The sequence below is a fragment of the Pseudomonas sp. DSP3-2-3 genome (assembly GCF_049898225.1).
In the GTDB taxonomy this organism is placed as follows: Bacteria; Pseudomonadota; Gammaproteobacteria; order Pseudomonadales; family Pseudomonadaceae; genus Aquipseudomonas.
The window spans coordinates 1-18094 of record NZ_JAFCXH010000056.1 but is presented as its reverse complement, the minus strand read 5'-3'; the positions used below and the strand labels follow the sequence as shown (position 1 = coordinate 18094).

Annotated in this window: 19 protein-coding genes, 1 pseudogene and 1 riboswitch; of the genes and pseudogenes, 12 read left to right on the top strand and 8 right to left on the bottom strand. The window is 58.9% G+C overall.

All coding sequences use genetic code 11. The features are described 5' to 3' along the window. The first annotated feature begins 215 nt into the window (after positions 1-215). Both ACP7E4_RS29835 and ACP7E4_RS29830 read left to right on the top strand, forming a co-directional pair. Positions 216-704, top strand: a complete 489-nt coding sequence (locus ACP7E4_RS29835) for a hypothetical protein (RefSeq protein ID WP_426119766.1) — start codon at positions 216-218, stop codon at positions 702-704. A gap of 67 nt (positions 705-771) precedes the next feature. Further along, entirely contained in the window at positions 772-1059 is a 288-nt protein-coding gene (locus tag ACP7E4_RS29830) for a PA4642 family protein (RefSeq protein WP_426119764.1), read from the top strand. A 56-nt stretch (positions 1060-1115) separates the two neighbouring features. On the opposite strand, the gene mqo is transcribed toward ACP7E4_RS29830, so the two are convergent. Both mqo and ACP7E4_RS29820 read right to left on the bottom strand, forming a co-directional pair. Continuing rightward, complete coding sequence (gene mqo, locus ACP7E4_RS29825; protein ID WP_426119761.1) at positions 1116-2624, bottom strand: malate dehydrogenase (quinone); 1509 nt, start codon at positions 2622-2624, stop codon at positions 1116-1118. 732 nt (positions 2625-3356) lie between these two features. Continuing rightward, positions 3357-3590: a hypothetical protein gene (locus tag ACP7E4_RS29820; protein WP_426119759.1), complete on the bottom strand. Its 234-nt coding sequence runs from the start codon at positions 3588-3590 to the stop codon at positions 3357-3359. A 172-nt stretch (positions 3591-3762) separates the two neighbouring features. On the opposite strand from ACP7E4_RS29820, the gene ACP7E4_RS29815 reads away from it, so the two are divergent. Next, positions 3763-4344, top strand: coding sequence for a YajG family lipoprotein (locus tag ACP7E4_RS29815; RefSeq protein ID WP_426119758.1), 582 nt, complete (start codon positions 3763-3765; stop codon positions 4342-4344). A 177-nt stretch (positions 4345-4521) separates the two neighbouring features. On the opposite strand, the gene ACP7E4_RS29810 is transcribed toward ACP7E4_RS29815, so the two are convergent. Then, a complete protein-coding gene (locus ACP7E4_RS29810) occupies positions 4522-4728 on the bottom strand; it encodes a hypothetical protein (RefSeq protein ID WP_020290451.1) in 207 nt (68 codons plus the stop codon). Positions 4729-4872: 144 nt separating this feature from the next. Here ACP7E4_RS29810 and ACP7E4_RS29805 point away from each other — a divergent pair, with 144 nt between their 5' ends. Continuing rightward, a complete protein-coding gene (locus ACP7E4_RS29805) occupies positions 4873-5142 on the top strand; it encodes a hypothetical protein (RefSeq protein ID WP_426119756.1) in 270 nt (89 codons plus the stop codon). Positions 5143-5212: 70 nt separating this feature from the next. Here the strand turns inward: ACP7E4_RS29805 and ACP7E4_RS29800 are convergent, their stop codons facing one another. Next, on the bottom strand, positions 5213-6376 hold the full coding sequence (locus ACP7E4_RS29800; RefSeq protein WP_426119753.1) for a 1-acyl-sn-glycerol-3-phosphate acyltransferase: 1164 nt from the start codon (positions 6374-6376) through the stop codon (positions 5213-5215). A gap of 122 nt (positions 6377-6498) precedes the next feature. Here ACP7E4_RS29800 and ACP7E4_RS29795 point away from each other — a divergent pair, with 122 nt between their 5' ends. From ACP7E4_RS29795 to ACP7E4_RS29780, 4 genes are all read left to right on the top strand, one after another. Beyond that, positions 6499-6681 carry a CPXCG motif-containing cysteine-rich protein gene (locus ACP7E4_RS29795; RefSeq protein ID WP_003318204.1) on the top strand — a complete coding sequence of 61 codons (183 nt, stop codon included), beginning with the start codon at positions 6499-6501 and terminating at the stop codon, positions 6679-6681. Further along, complete coding sequence (locus ACP7E4_RS29790) at positions 6681-6941, top strand: putative signal transducing protein (protein WP_341522719.1); 261 nt, start codon at positions 6681-6683, stop codon at positions 6939-6941. Before ACP7E4_RS29795 ends, ACP7E4_RS29790 begins: the two co-directional genes overlap by 1 nt. 52 nt (positions 6942-6993) lie before the next feature. Further along, a complete protein-coding gene (locus ACP7E4_RS29785; RefSeq protein WP_426119750.1) occupies positions 6994-7623 on the top strand; it encodes an SOS response-associated peptidase in 630 nt (209 codons plus the stop codon). A gap of 171 nt (positions 7624-7794) precedes the next feature. Next, entirely contained in the window at positions 7795-8610 is an 816-nt protein-coding gene (locus ACP7E4_RS29780) for a M48 family metallopeptidase (protein WP_426119748.1), read from the top strand. A gap of 134 nt (positions 8611-8744) precedes the next feature. Here the strand turns inward: ACP7E4_RS29780 and ACP7E4_RS29775 are convergent, their stop codons facing one another. The 3 genes from ACP7E4_RS29775 to ACP7E4_RS29765 all read right to left on the bottom strand — a co-directional run bounded on the left by ACP7E4_RS29775 (position 8745) and on the right by ACP7E4_RS29765 (position 11699). Further along, a complete protein-coding gene (locus ACP7E4_RS29775; protein ID WP_065833254.1) occupies positions 8745-9329 on the bottom strand; it encodes a TMEM165/GDT1 family protein in 585 nt (194 codons plus the stop codon). Positions 9330-9349: 20 nt separating this feature from the next. Further along, a riboswitch (yybP-ykoY riboswitch) is annotated at positions 9350-9539 on the bottom strand. 39 nt (positions 9540-9578) lie between these two features. Continuing rightward, positions 9579-10577 (bottom strand): methyltransferase, encoded by a 999-nt coding sequence (locus ACP7E4_RS29770; protein WP_426119746.1) that lies wholly within the window; start codon positions 10575-10577, stop codon positions 9579-9581. A gap of 156 nt (positions 10578-10733) precedes the next feature. After that, positions 10734-11699 carry a 2-hydroxyacid dehydrogenase gene (locus ACP7E4_RS29765; protein ID WP_426119744.1) on the bottom strand — a complete coding sequence of 322 codons (966 nt, stop codon included), beginning with the start codon at positions 11697-11699 and terminating at the stop codon, positions 10734-10736. 87 nt (positions 11700-11786) lie between these two features. On the opposite strand from ACP7E4_RS29765, the gene ACP7E4_RS29760 reads away from it, so the two are divergent. The 4 genes from ACP7E4_RS29760 to ACP7E4_RS29745 all read left to right on the top strand — a co-directional run bounded on the left by ACP7E4_RS29760 (position 11787) and on the right by ACP7E4_RS29745 (position 17950). Next, on the top strand, positions 11787-12416 hold the full coding sequence (locus ACP7E4_RS29760) for a LysE family transporter (RefSeq protein ID WP_426119743.1): 630 nt from the start codon (positions 11787-11789) through the stop codon (positions 12414-12416). 166 nt (positions 12417-12582) lie between these two features. Then, on the top strand, positions 12583-14259 hold the full coding sequence (locus tag ACP7E4_RS29755) for a fatty acid--CoA ligase (RefSeq protein ID WP_426119741.1): 1677 nt from the start codon (positions 12583-12585) through the stop codon (positions 14257-14259). A 360-nt stretch (positions 14260-14619) separates the two neighbouring features. Next, positions 14620-16557 carry a DUF1302 domain-containing protein gene (locus tag ACP7E4_RS29750; RefSeq protein ID WP_426119739.1) on the top strand — a complete coding sequence of 646 codons (1938 nt, stop codon included), beginning with the start codon at positions 14620-14622 and terminating at the stop codon, positions 16555-16557. Between the two features lie 28 nt (positions 16558-16585). Beyond that, complete coding sequence (locus ACP7E4_RS29745; RefSeq protein ID WP_426119737.1) at positions 16586-17950, top strand: DUF1329 domain-containing protein; 1365 nt, start codon at positions 16586-16588, stop codon at positions 17948-17950. Positions 17951-17987: 37 nt separating this feature from the next. Here ACP7E4_RS29745 and ACP7E4_RS29740 read toward each other — a convergent pair. Beyond that, a pseudogene (locus tag ACP7E4_RS29740) lies at positions 17988-18094 on the bottom strand (IS110 family transposase); the annotation flags it as partial.

Below are 18094 nucleotides of genomic sequence, written 5' to 3'. Positions count from 1 at the left end.
CCTCTGCCTCGTTCAAGAAAGGCTTCGATGGCGGACAGCTTGAATTGTGTTGTGTACTTGCTCATGAAAAACACCCCAGAGGTTGGATGGGTGTCCAACTTTTGGGGTGCACTTCAAACCGCTATCGCAGCCTCGCGCTGCTCGGAAGCTCCCACAAACACGGATTTCTGCATCGCCATGCTAAAGTGCCAGGCCAGTCCTTGCGGGAAGTCGAAATGAAGTTTTTGATCCGTAGCGCGGCGTTGGCGCTTTTGTGCAGTTTGCCTTTGGTGGCAAGCGTTTCCGCCGAGCCAATGCATGCCCAGTACCTGCCGCCCGACGACCTGAACGTCCGGGAAGGCGAGCCCGAGCAGCAGCAGTTGTTGCAGATCACTGAATATTCCGTGGTGATCGGCAGTCAGCGGCAGTCCAATCAGCAGCCGATTCCGGTGACGTCACCGATCCTGCTGCGCCTCAAGGGCAAGCCGTTGAACAAGGGCGCGACCATTTCCGAAGTGTTGATCCACTTCGATGGTGAAAGCAAAAGCCTGAAAAAGCCGACTTACGACGAGAAAAGCCGCGTACTGACCCTGTATTACCCGGTTGACCAGTATCGGATGATGGTCGACCTGCTGCGCAGCGAGAAGGTTTACTGTCAGTTCCTGAGCTATGCCAATGGCCACGTCTGGGCCGATTTGCACACCACACCTGCGCGTATGCGTTGAGCCCTGAGCCGGGCGGGGGGTAAACTGCCCGCCGGTTAACATGTCCGCGATTCAGTTGGAGTCAGCAATGCGTAAAGATAAGAAGCAGTTGATCGGCGACGAGATCGGCGATGCGCAGATCAAGTTGTTCCTCGATTTCGAGCCGGTCGACGCCACATCGCCGTCGCTGCACAAGCTGATCAAGGCCTACCGTGGCCTGCGGGTCAATGATTTCGAGCGGTTCCTGGTGTTCTTCCGCGAAGCCGGTTACGACTTCGATGGTAAGGACGAGCACGGCAACGATTTCATCGCCTTGATCAAGGATCAACGCAACGCCGAGGAATACATCGAGCTGATCGAAAAAGCTCGCGGCTGATCAAAACGGCAGAGCAAAAAAAACGCCCCGAAGGGCGTTTTTTTGTGGCTGAACGATTACGCGATGCTTTGCACTGCGCTGCGTTTTTCGATCAGTTCCAGGCGCTCGTTGTTCTCGGTGCTGACGCGCTCATACAGCTGCGCATCGGTTTCAAGAATCTTTTCCCGCGCCGGGAAAATTTCGTTGAGCTTGGCAGCCCATTCGCCACGGGCTTTTTCCGGGAAGCAACGGTCGATCAGTTCCAGCATGATCGACACCGTTACCGAAGCGCCGGGTGAAGCACCCAGCAGGGCAGCGAGCGAACCATCCTTGGCTGACACCAGTTCGGTACCAAATTGCAGCACGCCGCCTTTCTTGGGGTCTTTCTTGATGATCTGCACCCGTTGCCCGGCCACTTCCAGGCGCCAGTCTTCGGCCTTGGCTTCAGGGTAGAAGCGGCGCAGGGAATCAAGACGCTGCTCCATGGACTGCATGACTTCACTGACCAGGTACTTGGTCAGATCCATGTTGTCCCGGGCCACGGCCAGCATCGGTCCGATGTTGGCGGCGCGAACCGACAATGGCAGGTCCAGGAACGAGCCGTGCTTGAGGAACTTGGTGGTGAAACCAGCATACGGCCCGAACAACAGGGATTTCTTGCCATCCACCACGCGGGTGTCCAGGTGCGGCACGGACATCGGTGGCGAACCCACTGCTGCCTGGCTGTAGACCTTGGCCTGGTGGCGCTTGACCACTTCCGGGTTGTCGCAACGCAGCCACTGACCGCTGACCGGGAAGCCGCCAAAACCTTTGCTTTCTTCGATGCCCGACATCTGCAGCAACGGCAAGGCCGCGCCACCTGCGCCGAGGAACACAAATTTGGCATCGATTTCGCGGGTGCTGCCGCTGTTCACGTCCTTGATGCTGACGCTCCAGCCGTCACCTTTCCGGCTCAGGCCGGTTACGCGCTTGCAGTACTTGACCTGTGAATCCGGGGTGCTGGTCAGGTGCTGGAGCAACTGGTTGGTCAGGTTGCCGAAGTTGACGTCGGTGCCGTGCATCACACGGGTCGCGGCGATCTGCTCGTCGGCCGGACGGCCGGGCATCATCAGCGGCATCCACTCAGCAAGCGTGGCCTTGTCTTCGGTGTATTCCATGGACGCAAACGCGTGATGCTTGCGCATGGCTTCATAGCGCGTCTTGAGGAACGAAATGCCTTCCGCGCCCTGGACAAAACTCAGGTGCGGCACCGAGGCGATAAAGGATTTCGAGGAACCGAAAGTGCCTTTTTGCGTGAGATACGCCCAGAACTGCTTCGAGACTTCGAACTGGGTGTTGATGTGCACGGCTTTTTTGATGTCGATGGAACCGTCGGCCGCAGGCGGCGTGTAGTTCAGTTCGCAAAGCCCGGCGTGGCCGGTACCGGCGTTGTTCCACGGGTTGGAACTCTCCGCAGCGCCAGAATCCATTAGCTCAACGACTTCCAGCTTCAGGCTGGGGTCGAGCTCTTTGAGCAGTACGGCGAGGGTGGCACTCATGATGCCTGCCCCGACCAATACCACATCAACTGCTTCGTTATGCGCCATTAACGCGTCTCCAAAATCTGCAGCACCAAATTGACGGCATACGATCCCGAGGTCGGTCGCCAGGTCGCGGGGCATGGATCAAAGTAGTCCCCAGGTAACGCTGGCCAGGATCGGCATGTCCGGTTCTTCGCAATTTTTCGCATCGTCAACGGGAGGTCACCAAGCGGACCTGAATGAGCTGTTCATAAAGCTTGCATGAACGCATTTTTCAGGCCGGCCGGCCATTCGACTATCGTCAAGGCCTCCGGTAATGCAACCAAATCCGTAGGGGACAGGCTTCAGACTCCGGTCATGGAGACTGCGCAGCAGCGATCAATCCTGTTCAAAGGGGCTGGGTCAGACGCTGATAATGGTGCATTTACAAACGCGTACCTATTCATTTGCTCGCCACACTCTTGTGAAGTTGTGAAACCCGTTTTTTTCACGCTCTTTTGGAAACGTGAACCTCAAACCTCAAAAAGGGCTGCGCGATGGCAGCTCTGGCAGATCGAAGGCAGGCAAGAGTAAGGCGCTTTATGGCAGGAAAGGTTCGAAACGATTCGCCAGCCAGCGAGTACAGATGCCTGCACATGATCTGTGTGGGCGGCTCTCTGTGGGCAATACGAAGGCGCTAATCCAGTGATTAGCAATGCTGCGAGGCCCGATCAGGAGACGTCCTTATAATCGGGGGGAGATTATAGCGATGAAACGACTGGAATTGATCTGATTAAGTGACTTTTATTCGTCGTCCGGTCAGACGGTGAGCATCCGCTGCACAGTGGACCGGCGTGCAGCTCTCTGCTGGCGGGCGTTGGCGGGCAGTGGAGCACCTAACCAGGAGAGATTTTCTTCGACGATTTCGACCCATTCGCTGCCTTCCGGAGCCTGACGGCAGCGCTTGAATGCCTGGCAAATGCCGGAGTGGTCGACACGGGCGTAGTGGCGATATTGACGACGTGGGCTGAACAGAGACCAGAGAAAGTCCATGACGATGCTCCTGTTGGATTGAGCATAGGTTGCACGCTGGACGTGACATGACGGTGACATCTGTGTTGCTGAACCATTGCGGTCTGTTTGCAGTCCGATTTTCACTGGTTAGCGTGCCGTGAGCGCCGCTATACTGCGGCACATTTAGTGCCCTGCCCATGGAGAGATGAGCATGCTGCGTCGCATTTTGTTTGGTTTGCTTGCTATTAGCAGTCTTACGCTGGTCGGCTGTGCCCACAGCCCGCAACAACTTAGTCCGCAGCCCAAGCTGAACGCCCAGCTTGCACCCGTAGGGCGTGGTCAGCCAGTGGTCGTGCGTGTGGTTGATGGTCGTCCTGGCCCGACACTCGGCACCCGTGGCGGCATGTACCCGGAAACCAGCGCGATCAGCGTATCCGGTGCCGATCTGCTGCCCAAGCTGCAAGCCCAGGCCGAAGCGGCTGTACGTTTGCTGGGCTTCACGCCGAGTTCCAGCGGCAGCGGTCCACAACTGACCGTGACCCTCGCCGATCTGAAATATCAGTCGCCGAAAGAAGGCCTGTACGTGACCGAAGCGACTATCAGCTCGACGTTCCGCGCCGACGTGCAGAACAATGGCAAGAGCTACAGCGGTCGTTATGCCGCATCCCTGGACCAGCGCTTTGGCATGGCGCCGAACCAGGAAACCAACACCAAGCTGGTCAGCGACGTGTTGAGCGATGCGCTGACGCGTCTGTTCCAGGATCAGACGATTGGCCGGACGCTGGCGCAGTAAGAGCGTTACCGCTGGATCAAAAAAACCCGGCCCTCTGTGAAGAGGCCGGGTTTTTTGTTGTGTGACAAAAGCAGGCTTGGTGGGAGCGAGCTTGCTCGCGAAGAGGCCATTGCATCCCACGCATTTCTGATGGCTGAACCACCGTCTTCGCGAGCAAGCTCGCTCCCACTGTTCGTTCTATGCAGCCTGCTGATAAAAATCCAGAAAACTGAAACCGGTCTGCTGATCCATGTCCGGCAGATCGTGGTGTTGATGCCCGCCGAGGGCGCAGTACACCAGCCAGTGGCGGTCCTGGACGTTGAAGGACAAAGCGTCGATCAATGCTTCCTGTTCGTCGCTCGGGGCGATCAGATACAGGCGGTCCTGATTCTTGGCGTGCAGCATGAATGGCTCCAGAAGGGATCGAGGTTATCCCTCGAGGTGCCATACAGTGCCCGGTTCAGGTTACGTTAAGGTGACGGTGGCTAGATTAGGGTTCTATCAACTCTGAACCCCACGGCGCGCTTTGAAAACGCCATCGAGGCTGCAATGTCGCTGTTATCCCTCCCGCCTGCCTTTACCCTCAACCTGCTCGCATTGCTGGCCGCCTGCCCCGGAATCAGCCTGCTGTACGTGACGCGAAACCGGGAACAGCGCGAACTCAGGCATCTGGCGGTGCTAAGCGCCTTGTCGCAAATCGACGAACCCATGCATTTGATGGACGGGTCGTCGCTGCGCATGAACCGGCTGTGTTATCGCGTGGGTGCGGCTTGTCTGGGGTTTGCGTTGCTGCTGTCGTGGGTCAGCACCGGGCTGTAAGCCATGCTGTAACCCATCAAGCACAAGGAGCTCTTGAAGAGCGCCTTGTTGTTTGCAGCCTGCCCGCCAGTTATAGCGCGATCCCGGCCTTGACCCGGTACTGATTACGTACCGGCATCGCATATTGCTGAACCAGAAACGGCCGATGTTCTTCCGGACATCCTTCGAGGCGGCGTTGCCATTCTTCCTGGGCTTTGGCCAGCTCCTCGGGCGCAAATACATCCGCCGCCAATGGCACGCCAAGTGCCGGATCAGCCTCGGCCCATTGCGCGTAAGCCAGGTAATGCGCGGGGAACAGGCGATAGCCGCCGAGAATCTGCCGGTCCATTTCGACGGCCAGCGCTTTGGTGTCTTCGAACAGCTCGGTGATCGGCGGCGCGAAGTTCACATGCACCCGGCCTTTGTAGCCGGTAATCCCCAGCGCGATGCTGACGTCATCCTCGCCCGGCACTTTGGTGTAACTCCCGGTAGTGGCGCGGATGTACAGCTCGCGTGCCTTGGCATGGTCGCACGGATCGTATTCGTAGCTGATCGACACGGGCGTCAGGTTCAGCGAGCGGATTACTTCGGCAAACGGCTCGTCCTTGCGACTCATGTGGAACATTTTCAGGATCGCCGATTCGGTACGGTCGTCGCCGTCCTTGGCCCGGCCCTCGGCCTGGGCGATCCAGATCGACTGGCAATCGTTTCGAATCGAGTGATTGATGTACGCCGACAACAACTGGTACGCCGCCATCTTTTCCCGGCGTCCGATGATGGAACGGTGCACGATGAAGCTCTTGTTCAGACGCATCAGGTCGCTGACGAAGGGCTTTTGCAGCAGATTGTCGCCGATGGCAATGCGCGGAGTCGGCAAGCCAGCGTGATAAATCGCGTAATTGACGAAGGCCGGGTCCATCACGATGTCGCGATGGTTGGCCAGAAACAGATAGGCACTGCCGGACTTGAACTGCTCGACGCCGGTGTAGGTCACACCGTCAGTGGCGCGCTCGATGGTGTGGTCGACGTAATACTCGACCTTGTCCTGAAGCGTGGCCACCGAATCGATACCGGCAAACTCGCGACGCAGCTTGCGTGCCAGAACCGGTTGCAGCACCCAGCCAAACGCGCCGGCCAGGCGCGGGAAGCGGAAATGAGTCAGGATCGCCAGGAATGCTTTGTCGCTGAGCAGGCGCGCGAGTACAGCTGGGACTTCGGCGTCGTCGTAAGGTCGGATGGCATCGAATTCGCCCATCATGCTCTCTTGTAGGGAATGGCAGGAAAAGGGAGGCTGGGTCTGAAAATAACGTCCAGACTCTAGTACATCAGCCTTCAAATAGAGCGCGATTATACGCACAACTAGTCCTGGAGACCTTGATGCAGGAATTACAGAGTTACGACTGCCCTTACTGCGGTGAACCGGTCGAAGCGGTGCTGGACCTTTCCGGCGGTGATCAGCAGTACATCGAGGATTGTCCGGTGTGCTGTCGGCCGATCGTTTTCGATCTGCAGACCGATGGTGAAGACTGGAATCTGGATGTGCGTAGCGAGAATGAGTGATGCAGAAAATCTACGAGCCGGAAAACCTGCTGGAAGGCGAGTTGCTGCAAGGCATGCTGGCCAGTGAAGGCGTGCAGGCGCATCTGACCGGCAGGGATTTGCTGGGCGGGGTGGGCGAGCTGCCGATTTTTGGCGTGTTGGGTCTGTCGGTGGATAACGATCAGGCCGAACACGCACGGGAGTTGATCACTGCGTACAATGCAGCGCTGCCTGTGTCCGGCGACGAGCCGGACAATTTCCCCGACGTGCTGGTGTGTTGACGCGCTGCCCGATTCCGTTTTTTTAGCTGCCAAAAAGAGTCTTGTTGCCCTCATGTGTGGACGTTATGCGCTGTTTCGTTGGACGCCCGCTTTTGCGGCTTTGCCCGGTTTCCCGGCAGACCAACAGGCGCAATGGAACATTTCCCCGACCGACTCGGTATTGATGCTGCGCGCCAGCAGCGAAACCGGGGGCGACCTTGAACTGGCCCGCGCCCGCTGGGGTTTGACTCCGGCGTGGTTGACCGACCTGTCGCGCACGCCGGCTCATGCCCGCGCCGAAACGCTGGTCGAACAACCGATGTTTCGCGATGCGTTTCGCTCGCGGCGCTGCCTGCTGCCGGCCAATGGCTTCTACGAATGGCGCGGCACGACCCGCAAACGGCCGTTCTGGCTGACGCCGGGGGAGGGCTCGGCACTGTTTTTCGCCGCGATCTGGGAGGCGTATCCCGTGCAAGGGCATACGTATTTGAGTGTTGCGGTGGTCACCCAACTTGCCGCCAGCCAGCGCCGCCCGTTGATTCTCGATGCTCAAGGGCAGAAGGACTGGCTGGCAGCCGACACGCCGTTGCCGACCCTGCAAGCCCTGCTGGCCAGCCCGCAAACCGCCCTGCGCGAACGGCCGCTGGCCAATCTGGTGAACGATCCGAAGCTCAACGCGCCAGAGTGTTTGACGCCTTTGTAGTGTCGCCCTCCCGGAAAAGTCCGGTCCTGCCTACACCTTGAACTGATTGATCAATCGCCGATGGCCGGGAACCATCAGCCGGATCAGCTGACCAAAGGGCAATCGGTCGACCTCTGGCGCATACGCTCTGCTACGCCTAGGATGACCAGCATGTTTCCAGGGAGATTCATCATGCGTCGTTCATTTGTCTTATGTGCCTTGAGTACCAGCCTGTTGCTCAGCGGTTGCCAATCTGTAAACACCACCAGCGGGGATGCGGTGGGCGTCGAGCGCAAGCAATACATGTTTAGCATGCTTTCGACCGACGAAGTGAACAAGATGTACGCCCAGTCCTATCAGGAAACGGTGAGCGAAGCGTCCGGCAAGGGCGTGCTCGATACCACCAGCAGCAATGCCAAACGCGTGCATGCGATTGCCGACCGGTTGATCGCCCAGGCGCCGAAGCTGCGACCGGATTCCGCGCAGTGGCAGTGGGAAGTCAATCTGATCAAGAGCGATGACCTGAATGCCAACTGCGGTCCCGGCGGCAAGATCATTGTCTACAGCGGGCTGATCGACACACTCAAACTGACCGACGATGAAATCGCCGCAGTCATGGGCCACGAAATCGCCCACGCATTGCGCGAGCACGGCCGCGAAGCGATGTCCAAAGCCTATGGCGTGGCGATGGCCAAACAGGGCGCGGGTGCCTTGCTCGGGTTAGGGCAAGACAGCCTCGCGCTGGCCGATACCGTGGTCAATTACAGCCTGACCTTGCCGAACAGTCGCGGCAATGAAAACGAAGCGGATCTGCTCGGTCTGGAGCTGGCAGCACGTGCTGGCTACAACCCGAACGCGGCGATTACGCTTTGGGACAAAATGAGCCAGAACTCCGGCGGTTCACCGCCGGAATTCATGAGTACTCACCCGGCTTCGGCGACTCGGGTCGCTTCGTTGCAGGCAGCGATTCCCAAGGTGATGCCGTTGTATCAGGCCGCCAAGAAGTAATGACCAGCCCGTAACGGCGAACTGTGGGAGGGAATTCATTCCCGAAGAGGCCAGTACAGTCGTCTGCAATCCAGCGCCTGACATAGAGCTTTCGCGAATGAATTCGCTCCCACAAGGTTTGCGTCAGCTGTTGATCAAACCCACCCACTCACCTGCATCGCCTTGTACACCGCGACCAGCGCCAGCACGAAGAAGGCGCAGGCCGCCAGGCGCCGGATCAGAGTCAGGGGCAGCTTGTCGGCGGCGAAGTTGCCCGCCAGGACCACCGGAACGTTGGCGATCAACATGCCCAGCGTCGTGCCGATAATCACTAGCCAAAGGTAGGAATATTGCGCCGCCAGCATCACCGTGGCGATTTGCGTCTTGTCGCCGATTTCCGCGATGAAGAACGCAATCAGCGTGGTCAGGAACGGCCCGAATTTGCGGCCGTTGCCGGCTTCGTCATCGTCCATCTTGTCGGGAACCAGCGTCCACAGCGCGGTGGCGGTGAAGCTCGCGGCAAGAATCCAGTGCAGCGTGGCGTCAGAGAAGAAACTGCCAAACCAGGCACCGACTGCGCCCGCCGCAGCGTGGTTGGCCAGCGTAGCCGCGACAATACCGGCGATGATCGGCCAGGGCTTGCGAAAGCGCGCGGCGAGAATGAGGGCGAGGAGTTGGGTCTTGTCACCGATTTCGGCAAGTGCGACGACAGCGGTGGGGACCAACAGGGATTCCAGCATCAGGGTTTTCCTAAGGGGCGGGTCGACACGGCTATGACACGTACAACCTCCCCGCCCCGGGTAAGGTGTTCGTGTCATAGGTCTGGTCAAACCACCGATCCGTCTGAGCGGATTCGGGGTCGTACGCACCATGGTCTGAGGACCAAGTATGTTGATGCGTACCGGACGAGCTTGATGCTCGTGGGAGACTACTCCCCTAGGACGGAGCGGATTCTGCCTACGCAGATCGCATTCGGCAAGCGCTTATTTTCAGGCACGCTTGGCGCGGTAGATCCGGAAGCCGTTGCCTTGGGCCTTGATTGCGCACACGCCCAGATGCTCTTCGATCAGGGGTTGATACTTGAGGAAGGCATTCGCCACCAAGCGCAGTTCGCCGCCTGATTTCAGATGTTGGCGTGCTTTTCGCAGCAAGTTTTCCGTTGCCTGATAATCGGTATGCACCCCGACATGGAACGGCGGGTTGCTCAGAATCGTGCTCAAACCCATGGGTGCCGCGTCGATTCCGTCACCGGTCAGCACCTCGGCTTCCAGGCCATTGGCAGCCAGGGTCAGACGACTGCTGGCGGTGGCGAAGGCATCCACGTCGAGCATGATCACGTTGTTGTGCGGATAGCGACGTTTTACCGCAGCCCCGAGCACCCCGGCACCGCAGCCGAAATCCAGCAGATTGCCGCTGGGCAGCTTGTCGATGTTCTGCAACAGGAGCGCCGAGCCGCGATCCAGACGACCGTGGCTGAAAACGCCCGGCAGGCTCACGACTTTCAGCGGGCCATCCTCCATTTCCACTTCGTAATGCTGGGCGAGGCTTTCCAGGGTGACCGCTTGCGGGGCGGTTTCGACAGTGACCTGCCACAACTGGCAATGCCGCGCGCTGTCCAGCTTGCGGGCACGACCGAACGGGCTCAACTGGCGGGCTGCCGCTTCGATGCCGCTGCGTTTCTCACCGACCAGGAACAGCTCGCGGCCGGCCAGGCGCGAAGCCAGGGCATTGAGGATGTAGTCGGTCAGGTCGCGGGACTTGGGCAGGAACACCACGGCAGCGTCGAAGGGTTCTTGCGGCGCGTCGACGCCAAAATGCGTGCGGCCTTCGAAACGGGCATCCAGCGCTGCTTGATCACCCGCATGCCAGCACCAGCCGCGTGCTTGTGGCAAATGCCCAAGCAGATCATCCGCGGGCAAGCCTGCCAGCAGCAACGAGCCTTGAAACAGCTCGGCCTGACGGAGTAACACTTCACTGCGCGGGTCCATTTAAAGGGCTCCTTGAAAAGGGGCGCAGTCTAGCAGCTTGGTTGAGCCGTAGGAGCGAGGCTTGCCCGCGAATCAGGCGGCTCAGTGTGTCAGACGCTGCCGCGTTAGCGTTCTTCGCGGGCAAGCCTCGCTCCTACAGGCTTCTTGCCGGTCGGCCTAACTCACCACCCGCAACGTTTTGCCGGCAAAGAAGCCCAGCGCATTTTCCGTCACCTGAGCCACGATCCGTTGCCGTGCTTCACGTGCGCCCCAGGCGCTGTGTGGGGTAATGATCAAGCGGGGAATATCGCCAGCCAGCAGCGGATTGCCAGCAACCGGCGGCTCCACGGTCAGGACATCCGATGCCGCGCCGCCCAGATGACCGTTGCGCAGCGCATCCGCCAGCGCCTGTTCATTGATCAGCCCGCCTCGAGCCGTGTTGATCACATACGCATGGGGTTTGAGCAGGCTCAATTCATGGGCGCCGATCATGTCGCGCGTGTGCTCGTTGAGCGGGCAGTGCAAGGTCAAGGCGTCGATTTGCGGCAGCAGTTCCTCCAGTGGCAAACGATCAGCGCGGGCCGGACGGCCGGGAATTTGCCCCAGCAGGACGCGCATGCCAAAGGCTTCAGCCAGCTTTGCCACTGCGCCGCCGAGTTCGCCATGACCCAACAAACCCAGGGTTTTGCCTTCCAGTTCGACAATCGGAAAGTTGAGCAGGCAAAACTGTTTGGACTTCTGCCATTGGCCGTGTTGCACCGCGTTCTGGTAGTCCGGCAGCCGGGTGGCGAGGGCAAGTAACAGCATCAGGGTGTGCTGCGCCACCGAAGGTGTGCCGTAGCCCTGACAATTGCACACGGTCACGCCGTGCTGGCGGGCGGCGGCCAGATCAACGTTATTGGTGCCGGTCGCAGTGACCAGAACCAGCTTCAAGTCGGGACATGCGGCGAAGGTGGCCGCATCAATCATGATCTTGTTACTGATCGCCACGGTTGCGCCTTGCAGGCGTTCAATCACTTGATCGGGTGTGGTGCTGGCATGCAGCACCAGATCGGCGAAACATTCGCGCAACGCGCTGAAGTCCAGATCACCCAGATCCAGGGAAGTGTGGTCGAGAAAAACTGCCTTACCGTGATTGCTCATCAGCTGTACCTGTTATTGGACGTTTCGAAGGCTTAATGTGGTCAGCCTAACAGAGCGAAATGCTTGCTTACATTTTTGGAGAAACGCATGTACTGGGCGGAATTTCTGACCGTTGCCTTGATTCACCTGCTCGCCGTCGCCAGTCCCGGCCCGGATTTCGCTGTAGTGGTGCGTGAAAGCGTGACCCACGGTCGCAGAGCCGGGACGTATACGGCAATGGGCGTTGGCACCGCGATTTTTGTGCATGTGGCCTATTCGCTGCTGGGGATCGGCCTGATCGTTTCCCAGTCCATCGTGCTGTTCAATGCGTTGAAGTGGGCCGCTGCGGCTTATCTGCTGTTCATCGGTTTCAAGGCCTTGCGCGCCAAACCGGCTAACGCCAGCGATGCGCCGGTCAAGGTTGCTGCGGGCGAGCGCACGGCGCGCGGCGCCTTTACCAGCGGCTTTGTCACCAATGGTCTGAACCCCAAGGCGACGCTGTTCTTTCTGTCGCTGTTTACCGTGGTGATCAATCCGCACACGCCATTGTGGGTGCAGGCGGGTTACGGCGTTTACCTGGCAGTGGCGACGGGCCTGTGGTTCTGCATGGTGGCGCGACTGTTCAGCCAGGAGCGAGTGCGTGCAGGCTTCGCGCGCATGGGCCACTGGTTTGATCGGGCCATGGGCGCCGTGCTGGTGGCGTTGGGCCTGAAGCTGGCGTTTACCGAGATTCGCTGAGTTTGTGGGAGCGAGCTTGCTCCCACTGGATTTGCCATTGATATAGCCAATTGCCTTTCCCTGACGCTCATCCAGCAAATCATCCCTTCGGCTGATTTGGCTGGCGGGTCGGGCCTCTAGAGTGCATATTTTCAAGCCTCGACTTTGCACTCGAAAAGGAACTCCTATGCTGCAGACCCGCGTTATTCCACCAGCCGATGGTGCCTATCAGTACCCCCTGTTGATCAAGCGGCTATTGATGTCCGGCAGTCGCTATGAAAAAACGCGTGAGATCGTCTACCGCGACACTGTTCGCTATACCTATCCCGAGCTTTCCGAGCGGATCTGTCGACTGGCCAATGTGCTGACTGCCGCAGGCGTCAAGGCCGGCGATACTGTCGCGGTCATGGATTGGGACAGCCATCGCTATCTGGAATGCATGTTTGCCATTCCAATGATCGGCGCGGTGATCCACACGGTTAATGTGCGCCTGTCACCCGAGCAAATCGTCTACACCATGAACCACGCCGACGATAAGTTCGTACTGGTCAACAGTGAGTTTGTCGGCCTGTATCAGGGGATTGCCGGCCATCTGACCACGGTCGAGAAAACCTTGCTGCTCACCGATCTGCCTGAGAAGACCGCTGATTTGCCGGGTCTGGTCGGCGAGTACGAAACCTTGCTGGCACAAGCGAGCAACCAGTACGAATTCGAAGATTTCGACGAAAACTCCATCGCCACCACGTTCTACACCACCGGCACGACGGGAAATCCGAAAGGCGTGTACTTCAGCCATCGGCAACTGGTCCTGCACACCATGGGTGTGGCGACCATTGTCGGCAGCGCCGAACGCATGCTGGGCACCGATGACGTGTACATGCCGATTACGCCGATGTTTCACGTGCATGCCTGGGGTATGCCGTATGCGGCGACCATGCTTGGCATCAAGCAAGTGTATCCGGGACGTTACGACCCGGAATTCCTTGTCGAATTGTGGCGCAAGGAAAAGGTCACGTTCTCCCATTGCGTGCCGACCATCATGCAAATGGTGCTCAACGCCAAGGCCGCTCAAGGCGTAGATTTTGGCGGCTGGAAGATCATCATCGGTGGCAGTTCGCTCAATCGCAGCTTGTACGAGTCCGCCAAGGCCCGTGGCATTCAGCTGACCGCCGCTTATGGCATGTCGGAAACCGGGCCGCTGATTTCCGTTGCTCACTTGAACGACGAACTGCGTGCAGGCAGCGAAGACGAGCGCATCACTTATCGCATCAAGGCCGGGGTGCCGGGGATTCTGGTGGACGCGGCGATTGTCGACGAAGACGGCAATTTCCTGCCCGCCGATGGCGAGTCCCAGGGCGAACTGGTGTTGCGCGCGCCCTGGCTGAGCGAAGGGTATTACCGTGAGCCGCAGAGAGGCGCCGAGCTCTGGGCCGGTGGCTGGATGCATACCGGCGACGTCGCGACGCTGGACAGCATGGGCGTTATCGACATTCGTGATCGCATCAAGGACGTCATCAAGACCGGCGGCGAGTGGATTTCGTCGCTGGACCTCGAAGACCTGTGCAGCCGCCATCCGGCGGTGCGCGAAGTGGCCGTGGTGGGCATCGCCGATCCGCAATGGGGCGAGCGGCCTTTCGCGTTGCTGGTAATCCGCGATGGCCACAGCATCGACGCGCGGGATTTGAAGGAACACCTCAAGCCATTCGTGGAACTGGGGCACATCAACAAGTGGGCGATTCCGCATCAGATCGCGCTTGTTACTGAAATTCCCAAGACCAGCGTTGGCAAACTCGACAAGAAGCGCATGCGGGTGGACATCGTCGAATGGCAAAACAGTAACAGTACCTTTCTCTCGACTCTCTGATACCCAACCTGCCGCGCTCCCGGAGTGCGGCAGGTCCCGCCGATAGCCCCTGACAAGCACTTCCCTGGTCAAAAACCGATTTCAAGCCACTCGCCTCACCGGCTCGCGGCAACGATCGCGGGGAAATACGCGTGCCAGAGGGTTTGATGCTGCAAATCACACTTTAGAGGGATCTAGCGTTGCAACCGGCTGGATATAGTCGGCACCAGGGGCTGGGTAAGAGCGCAAAAAGATGCAATGTCGTGTCGTAACCCTCTGGGTTACCCGATTAGTGTCAAAATCGGAGTTTCGACGAGAAACCCCGGTCGTTTTTAGCAGTACCCACTGCCAAAAAAAATAAAAGCACATGGAGTAGCGTCGATGACATCAGCAAACCAGTTCTGGCGCCGGGCGAGATTGCCCCTGGCCGTCAGCCTCGCTTCTACGCTCGCCGGTCCTGCATTCGGCGTCAGTTTCAACATCGGCGAAATCGAAGGGAAATTCGACTCGTCGCTCTCTGTGGGCGCCAGTTGGTCGACTGAAAAGGCCAACAAGAACCTCATCGGCTCCAACAACGGCGGGCACGGCCTGTCGCAAACGTCCGATGACGGTCACTTGAACTTCAAACGTGGGGAGACGTTTTCGAAGATCTTCAAGGGCATCCATGATCTGGAACTGAAATACGGCGACACCGGCGTGTTTGTGCGGGGCAAGTACTGGTACGACTTCGAGCTCAAGGACGAAGGGCGTGAATTCAAGGACATCAGCGACTCCAACCGCAAAGAGGGCGCCAAATCTTCCGGCGGCCAGATTCTCGATGCGTTCGTCTACCACAACTACAGCATTGGCGATGAGCCAGGTTCGGTACGTCTGGGTAAACAAGTGGTCAGCTGGGGTGAAAGTACTTTCATCCAGAACGGCATCAACAGCATCAACCCGGTCGACGTCTCGGCATTCCGGCGGCCCGGCGCGGAAATCAAGGAAGGCTTGATTCCGGTCAACATGTTCTACCTGTCGCAAAGCATCACTGAAAACCTGTCGGCTGAAGGTTTCTACCAGCTGGAATGGGACCAGACCGTGACCGACAACTGCGGCACATTCTTCTCCCAGCCAGACGTGATTTCCGACGGCTGCGACAACAATCTGGCCGTCTTGCGCAGCCGTAACGGCCTGAACAGCTCGCTGACTGCTGCGGGTCTGCCCGCTGGTGCGCGTGCTGCCGTGCTCAACTCGCTTAACCAGCAAGGTGTGCGCTTCGGCAATCCGGACGAGGGCGCTATCGTGCGTCGCGGCCCGGACCGTGACGCCCGTGACAGCGGCCAGTTCGGCCTGGCAATGCACTACAACTTCGAACCGCTGGACACCGAGTTCGGCGCGTATTTCATGAACTACCACAGCCGTGCGCCGATCTTCAGCGGCAAGGGCGGCCCGGCCAGTGCCTACAGCGCGGCGGGTCTGGTAGGTTCGTTGGCACGTAATGGCATCCCGGTCGCCACCGCTACCGCGCTGGCGCCGACCCTGCTGCCGGTCGTGGTCGCCGGCAACTCCAGCTACTACGTTGAATACCCGGAAGACATCCACCTGTACGGCCTGAGTTTCTCCACCACCTTGCCTACCGGCACGGCGTGGAGCGGCGAGGTCAGCTATCGTCCGAACGCTCCGGTGCAGGTCAACACTACCGACATCCTGTATTCGGGCCTGTCGCCGCTCAACCCTAACGTTTCGGTGCTGACGGGTCGCCCGAACACCGATCAGCCGGGTTATCGCCGTAAAGAAATCACCCAGATGCAAACCACCTTCACCCAGTTCTTCGATCAGGTGATGGGCGCAGAACGTCTGACCGTGGTCGGTGAAGTTGGCTGGACCCACGTGGGCGGTCTGGAAAACACCTCGAAAGTTCGTTATGGCCGCGACCCGAGCTACGGTCCAGGCCCGCTGCCTGGCGGTCAATGCACCACGCTCAACGCCAGCACCTTGACCGGCGCTGCGCAGAACAACCTGAGCCGCTACTGCGAAGACGACGGTTTCACCACCGCCAACTCCTGGGGTTATCGCGCCCGGGCCATCTGGGATTACAACAGTGTGTTCGCTGGCGTGAACCTGCGTCCAAGCGTTGCCTGGTCGCATGACGTCGAAGGTTACTCACCGGGTCCTGGCGGTAACTTCGAGGAAGGTCGCAAGGCGGTCAGCCTCGGTCTGGATGCCGAATACCAGAACACCTACACGGCGAACCTCTCGTACACCAACTTCTTCGATGGCAAGTACACGACTGTTGATGATCGCGATTTCGTTGCGCTCAGCTTCGGCATGAATTTCTAAGAACACGGTTTTCAGGACGATTATGAAAATGAAAATAACAACAGGTCTGTTGCAAATCGGTGTCTTGAGCCTGTCATTGCTGGCAACCGGTGTCATGGCCGCAGTGTCTGAATCGGAAGCCGCCAAGCTTGGAACCACGCTGACGCCAATGGGCGCGGAAAAGGCCGGCAACGCCGCCAACACGATCCCCGCCTGGAGCCCGATGCCGAAGAACGCCGGCGCGGTGGACAGCAAAGGTTTCCTTGCCAATCCGTATGCCAGCGAGAAGCCGCAGTTCACGATTACCGCCGCCAACGTCGAGCAGTACAAGGACAAGCTGGCTCCGGGGCAGTACGCGATGTTCAAGCGCTACCCGGAAACCTTCAAAATGCCGGTCTATCCGTCCCATCGCGGCGCAACCGTGCCGGATGACGTATTCGCCGCTATCAAGAGAAACGCCACCAACACCAAGTCGGTCGGCGGCGGCAACGGTCTGGAAAACTTCGAGACCGCGGTCCCGTTCCCGATTCCGGCCTCTGGTGTCGAAGTGATCTGGAACCACATCACACGTTATCGCGGCGGCAGCGTGACGCGTCTGGTCACCCAGGCCACTCCGCAGCCCAACGGCTCGTTCAGCCTGGTGTATTTCCGCGATCAGTTTGTGTTTCGCGACAAGATGAAGGACTTCGATCCGAAGAACCCTGGCAATATCCTGTTCTACTTCAAGCAGGAAGTGACCGCGCCGGCACGTCTGGCCGGTGGCGTGCTGTTGGTTCACGAAACCCTCGATCAGGTGAAGGAGCCGCGTTCAGCGTGGGTCTATAACGCCGGTCAACGGCGTGTCCGTCGCGCCCCGCAAGTGTCCTATGACGGTCCGGGTACTGCAGCCGATGGCCTGCGCACCTCCGACAACCTCGACATGTACAATGGTGCGCCGGATCGCTACGACTGGAAACTGATCGGCAAACAGGAGCTGTACATCGCCTCCAACAGCCACAAGCTGGACGATCCAAAGCTCAAGTACGCTGACATCATCAAGGCCGGTCACATCAATCAGGACCTGGCTCGTTATGAACTGCGTCGTGTCTGGCATGTAACGGCAACCCTGAAGGAAGGCCAGCGCCACATCTACGCCAAGCGTGATTTCTTCATCGACGAAGACACCTGGCAGGCAGCGGTGATCGACCACTACGACGGTCGCGGCCAACTGTGGCGCGTGGCGGAAGCTCACGGCGAGAACTACTACGACAAGCAAGTGCCGTGGTACGCCCTGGAAACCCTGTATGACCTGCAATCGGGCCGTTATCTGGCACTGGGCATGAAGAACGAAGAGAAAAGCGCCTACGACTTCGGCTTCACCGCAACCACCAGCGAGTTCACTCCCAACGCGCTGCGTCAGGAAGGGGTGCGTTGATTCGGATTTACAACCGCGACTGATTCCGTTGGAGATTCTATGTTCGTGAGCAACCCCCAGACATGAAGTTTGGGGTGTACTCCGTTTGGTTTTTCATTAGGGCGAACATGACCCGCGCGAGCTTTCGGGCGAGGACTACCAGCG

Coding starts and splice junctions, on each gene's coding strand:
- ACP7E4_RS29835 (WP_426119766.1), top strand. CDS start 216: ATGAAGTTTTTGATCCGTAGCGCGGCGTTGGCGCTTTTGTGCAGTTTG.
- ACP7E4_RS29830 (WP_426119764.1), top strand. CDS start 772: ATGCGTAAAGATAAGAAGCAGTTGATCGGCGACGAGATCGGCGATGCG.
- mqo (WP_426119761.1), bottom strand. CDS start 2,624: ATGGCGCATAACGAAGCAGTTGATGTGGTATTGGTCGGGGCAGGCATC.
- ACP7E4_RS29820 (WP_426119759.1), bottom strand. CDS start 3,590: ATGGACTTTCTCTGGTCTCTGTTCAGCCCACGTCGTCAATATCGCCAC.
- ACP7E4_RS29815 (WP_426119758.1), top strand. CDS start 3,763: ATGCTGCGTCGCATTTTGTTTGGTTTGCTTGCTATTAGCAGTCTTACG.
- ACP7E4_RS29810 (WP_020290451.1), bottom strand. CDS start 4,728: ATGCTGCACGCCAAGAATCAGGACCGCCTGTATCTGATCGCCCCGAGC.
- ACP7E4_RS29805 (WP_426119756.1), top strand. CDS start 4,873: ATGTCGCTGTTATCCCTCCCGCCTGCCTTTACCCTCAACCTGCTCGCA.
- ACP7E4_RS29800 (WP_426119753.1), bottom strand. CDS start 6,376: ATGGGCGAATTCGATGCCATCCGACCTTACGACGACGCCGAAGTCCCA.
- ACP7E4_RS29795 (WP_003318204.1), top strand. CDS start 6,499: ATGCAGGAATTACAGAGTTACGACTGCCCTTACTGCGGTGAACCGGTC.
- ACP7E4_RS29790 (WP_341522719.1), top strand. CDS start 6,681: ATGCAGAAAATCTACGAGCCGGAAAACCTGCTGGAAGGCGAGTTGCTG.
- ACP7E4_RS29785 (WP_426119750.1), top strand. CDS start 6,994: ATGTGTGGACGTTATGCGCTGTTTCGTTGGACGCCCGCTTTTGCGGCT.
- ACP7E4_RS29780 (WP_426119748.1), top strand. CDS start 7,795: ATGCGTCGTTCATTTGTCTTATGTGCCTTGAGTACCAGCCTGTTGCTC.
- ACP7E4_RS29775 (WP_065833254.1), bottom strand. CDS start 9,329: ATGCTGGAATCCCTGTTGGTCCCCACCGCTGTCGTCGCACTTGCCGAA.
- ACP7E4_RS29770 (WP_426119746.1), bottom strand. CDS start 10,577: ATGGACCCGCGCAGTGAAGTGTTACTCCGTCAGGCCGAGCTGTTTCAA.
- ACP7E4_RS29765 (WP_426119744.1), bottom strand. CDS start 11,699: ATGAGCAATCACGGTAAGGCAGTTTTTCTCGACCACACTTCCCTGGAT.
- ACP7E4_RS29760 (WP_426119743.1), top strand. CDS start 11,787: ATGTACTGGGCGGAATTTCTGACCGTTGCCTTGATTCACCTGCTCGCC.
- ACP7E4_RS29755 (WP_426119741.1), top strand. CDS start 12,583: ATGCTGCAGACCCGCGTTATTCCACCAGCCGATGGTGCCTATCAGTAC.
- ACP7E4_RS29750 (WP_426119739.1), top strand. CDS start 14,620: ATGACATCAGCAAACCAGTTCTGGCGCCGGGCGAGATTGCCCCTGGCC.
- ACP7E4_RS29745 (WP_426119737.1), top strand. CDS start 16,586: ATGAAAATAACAACAGGTCTGTTGCAAATCGGTGTCTTGAGCCTGTCA.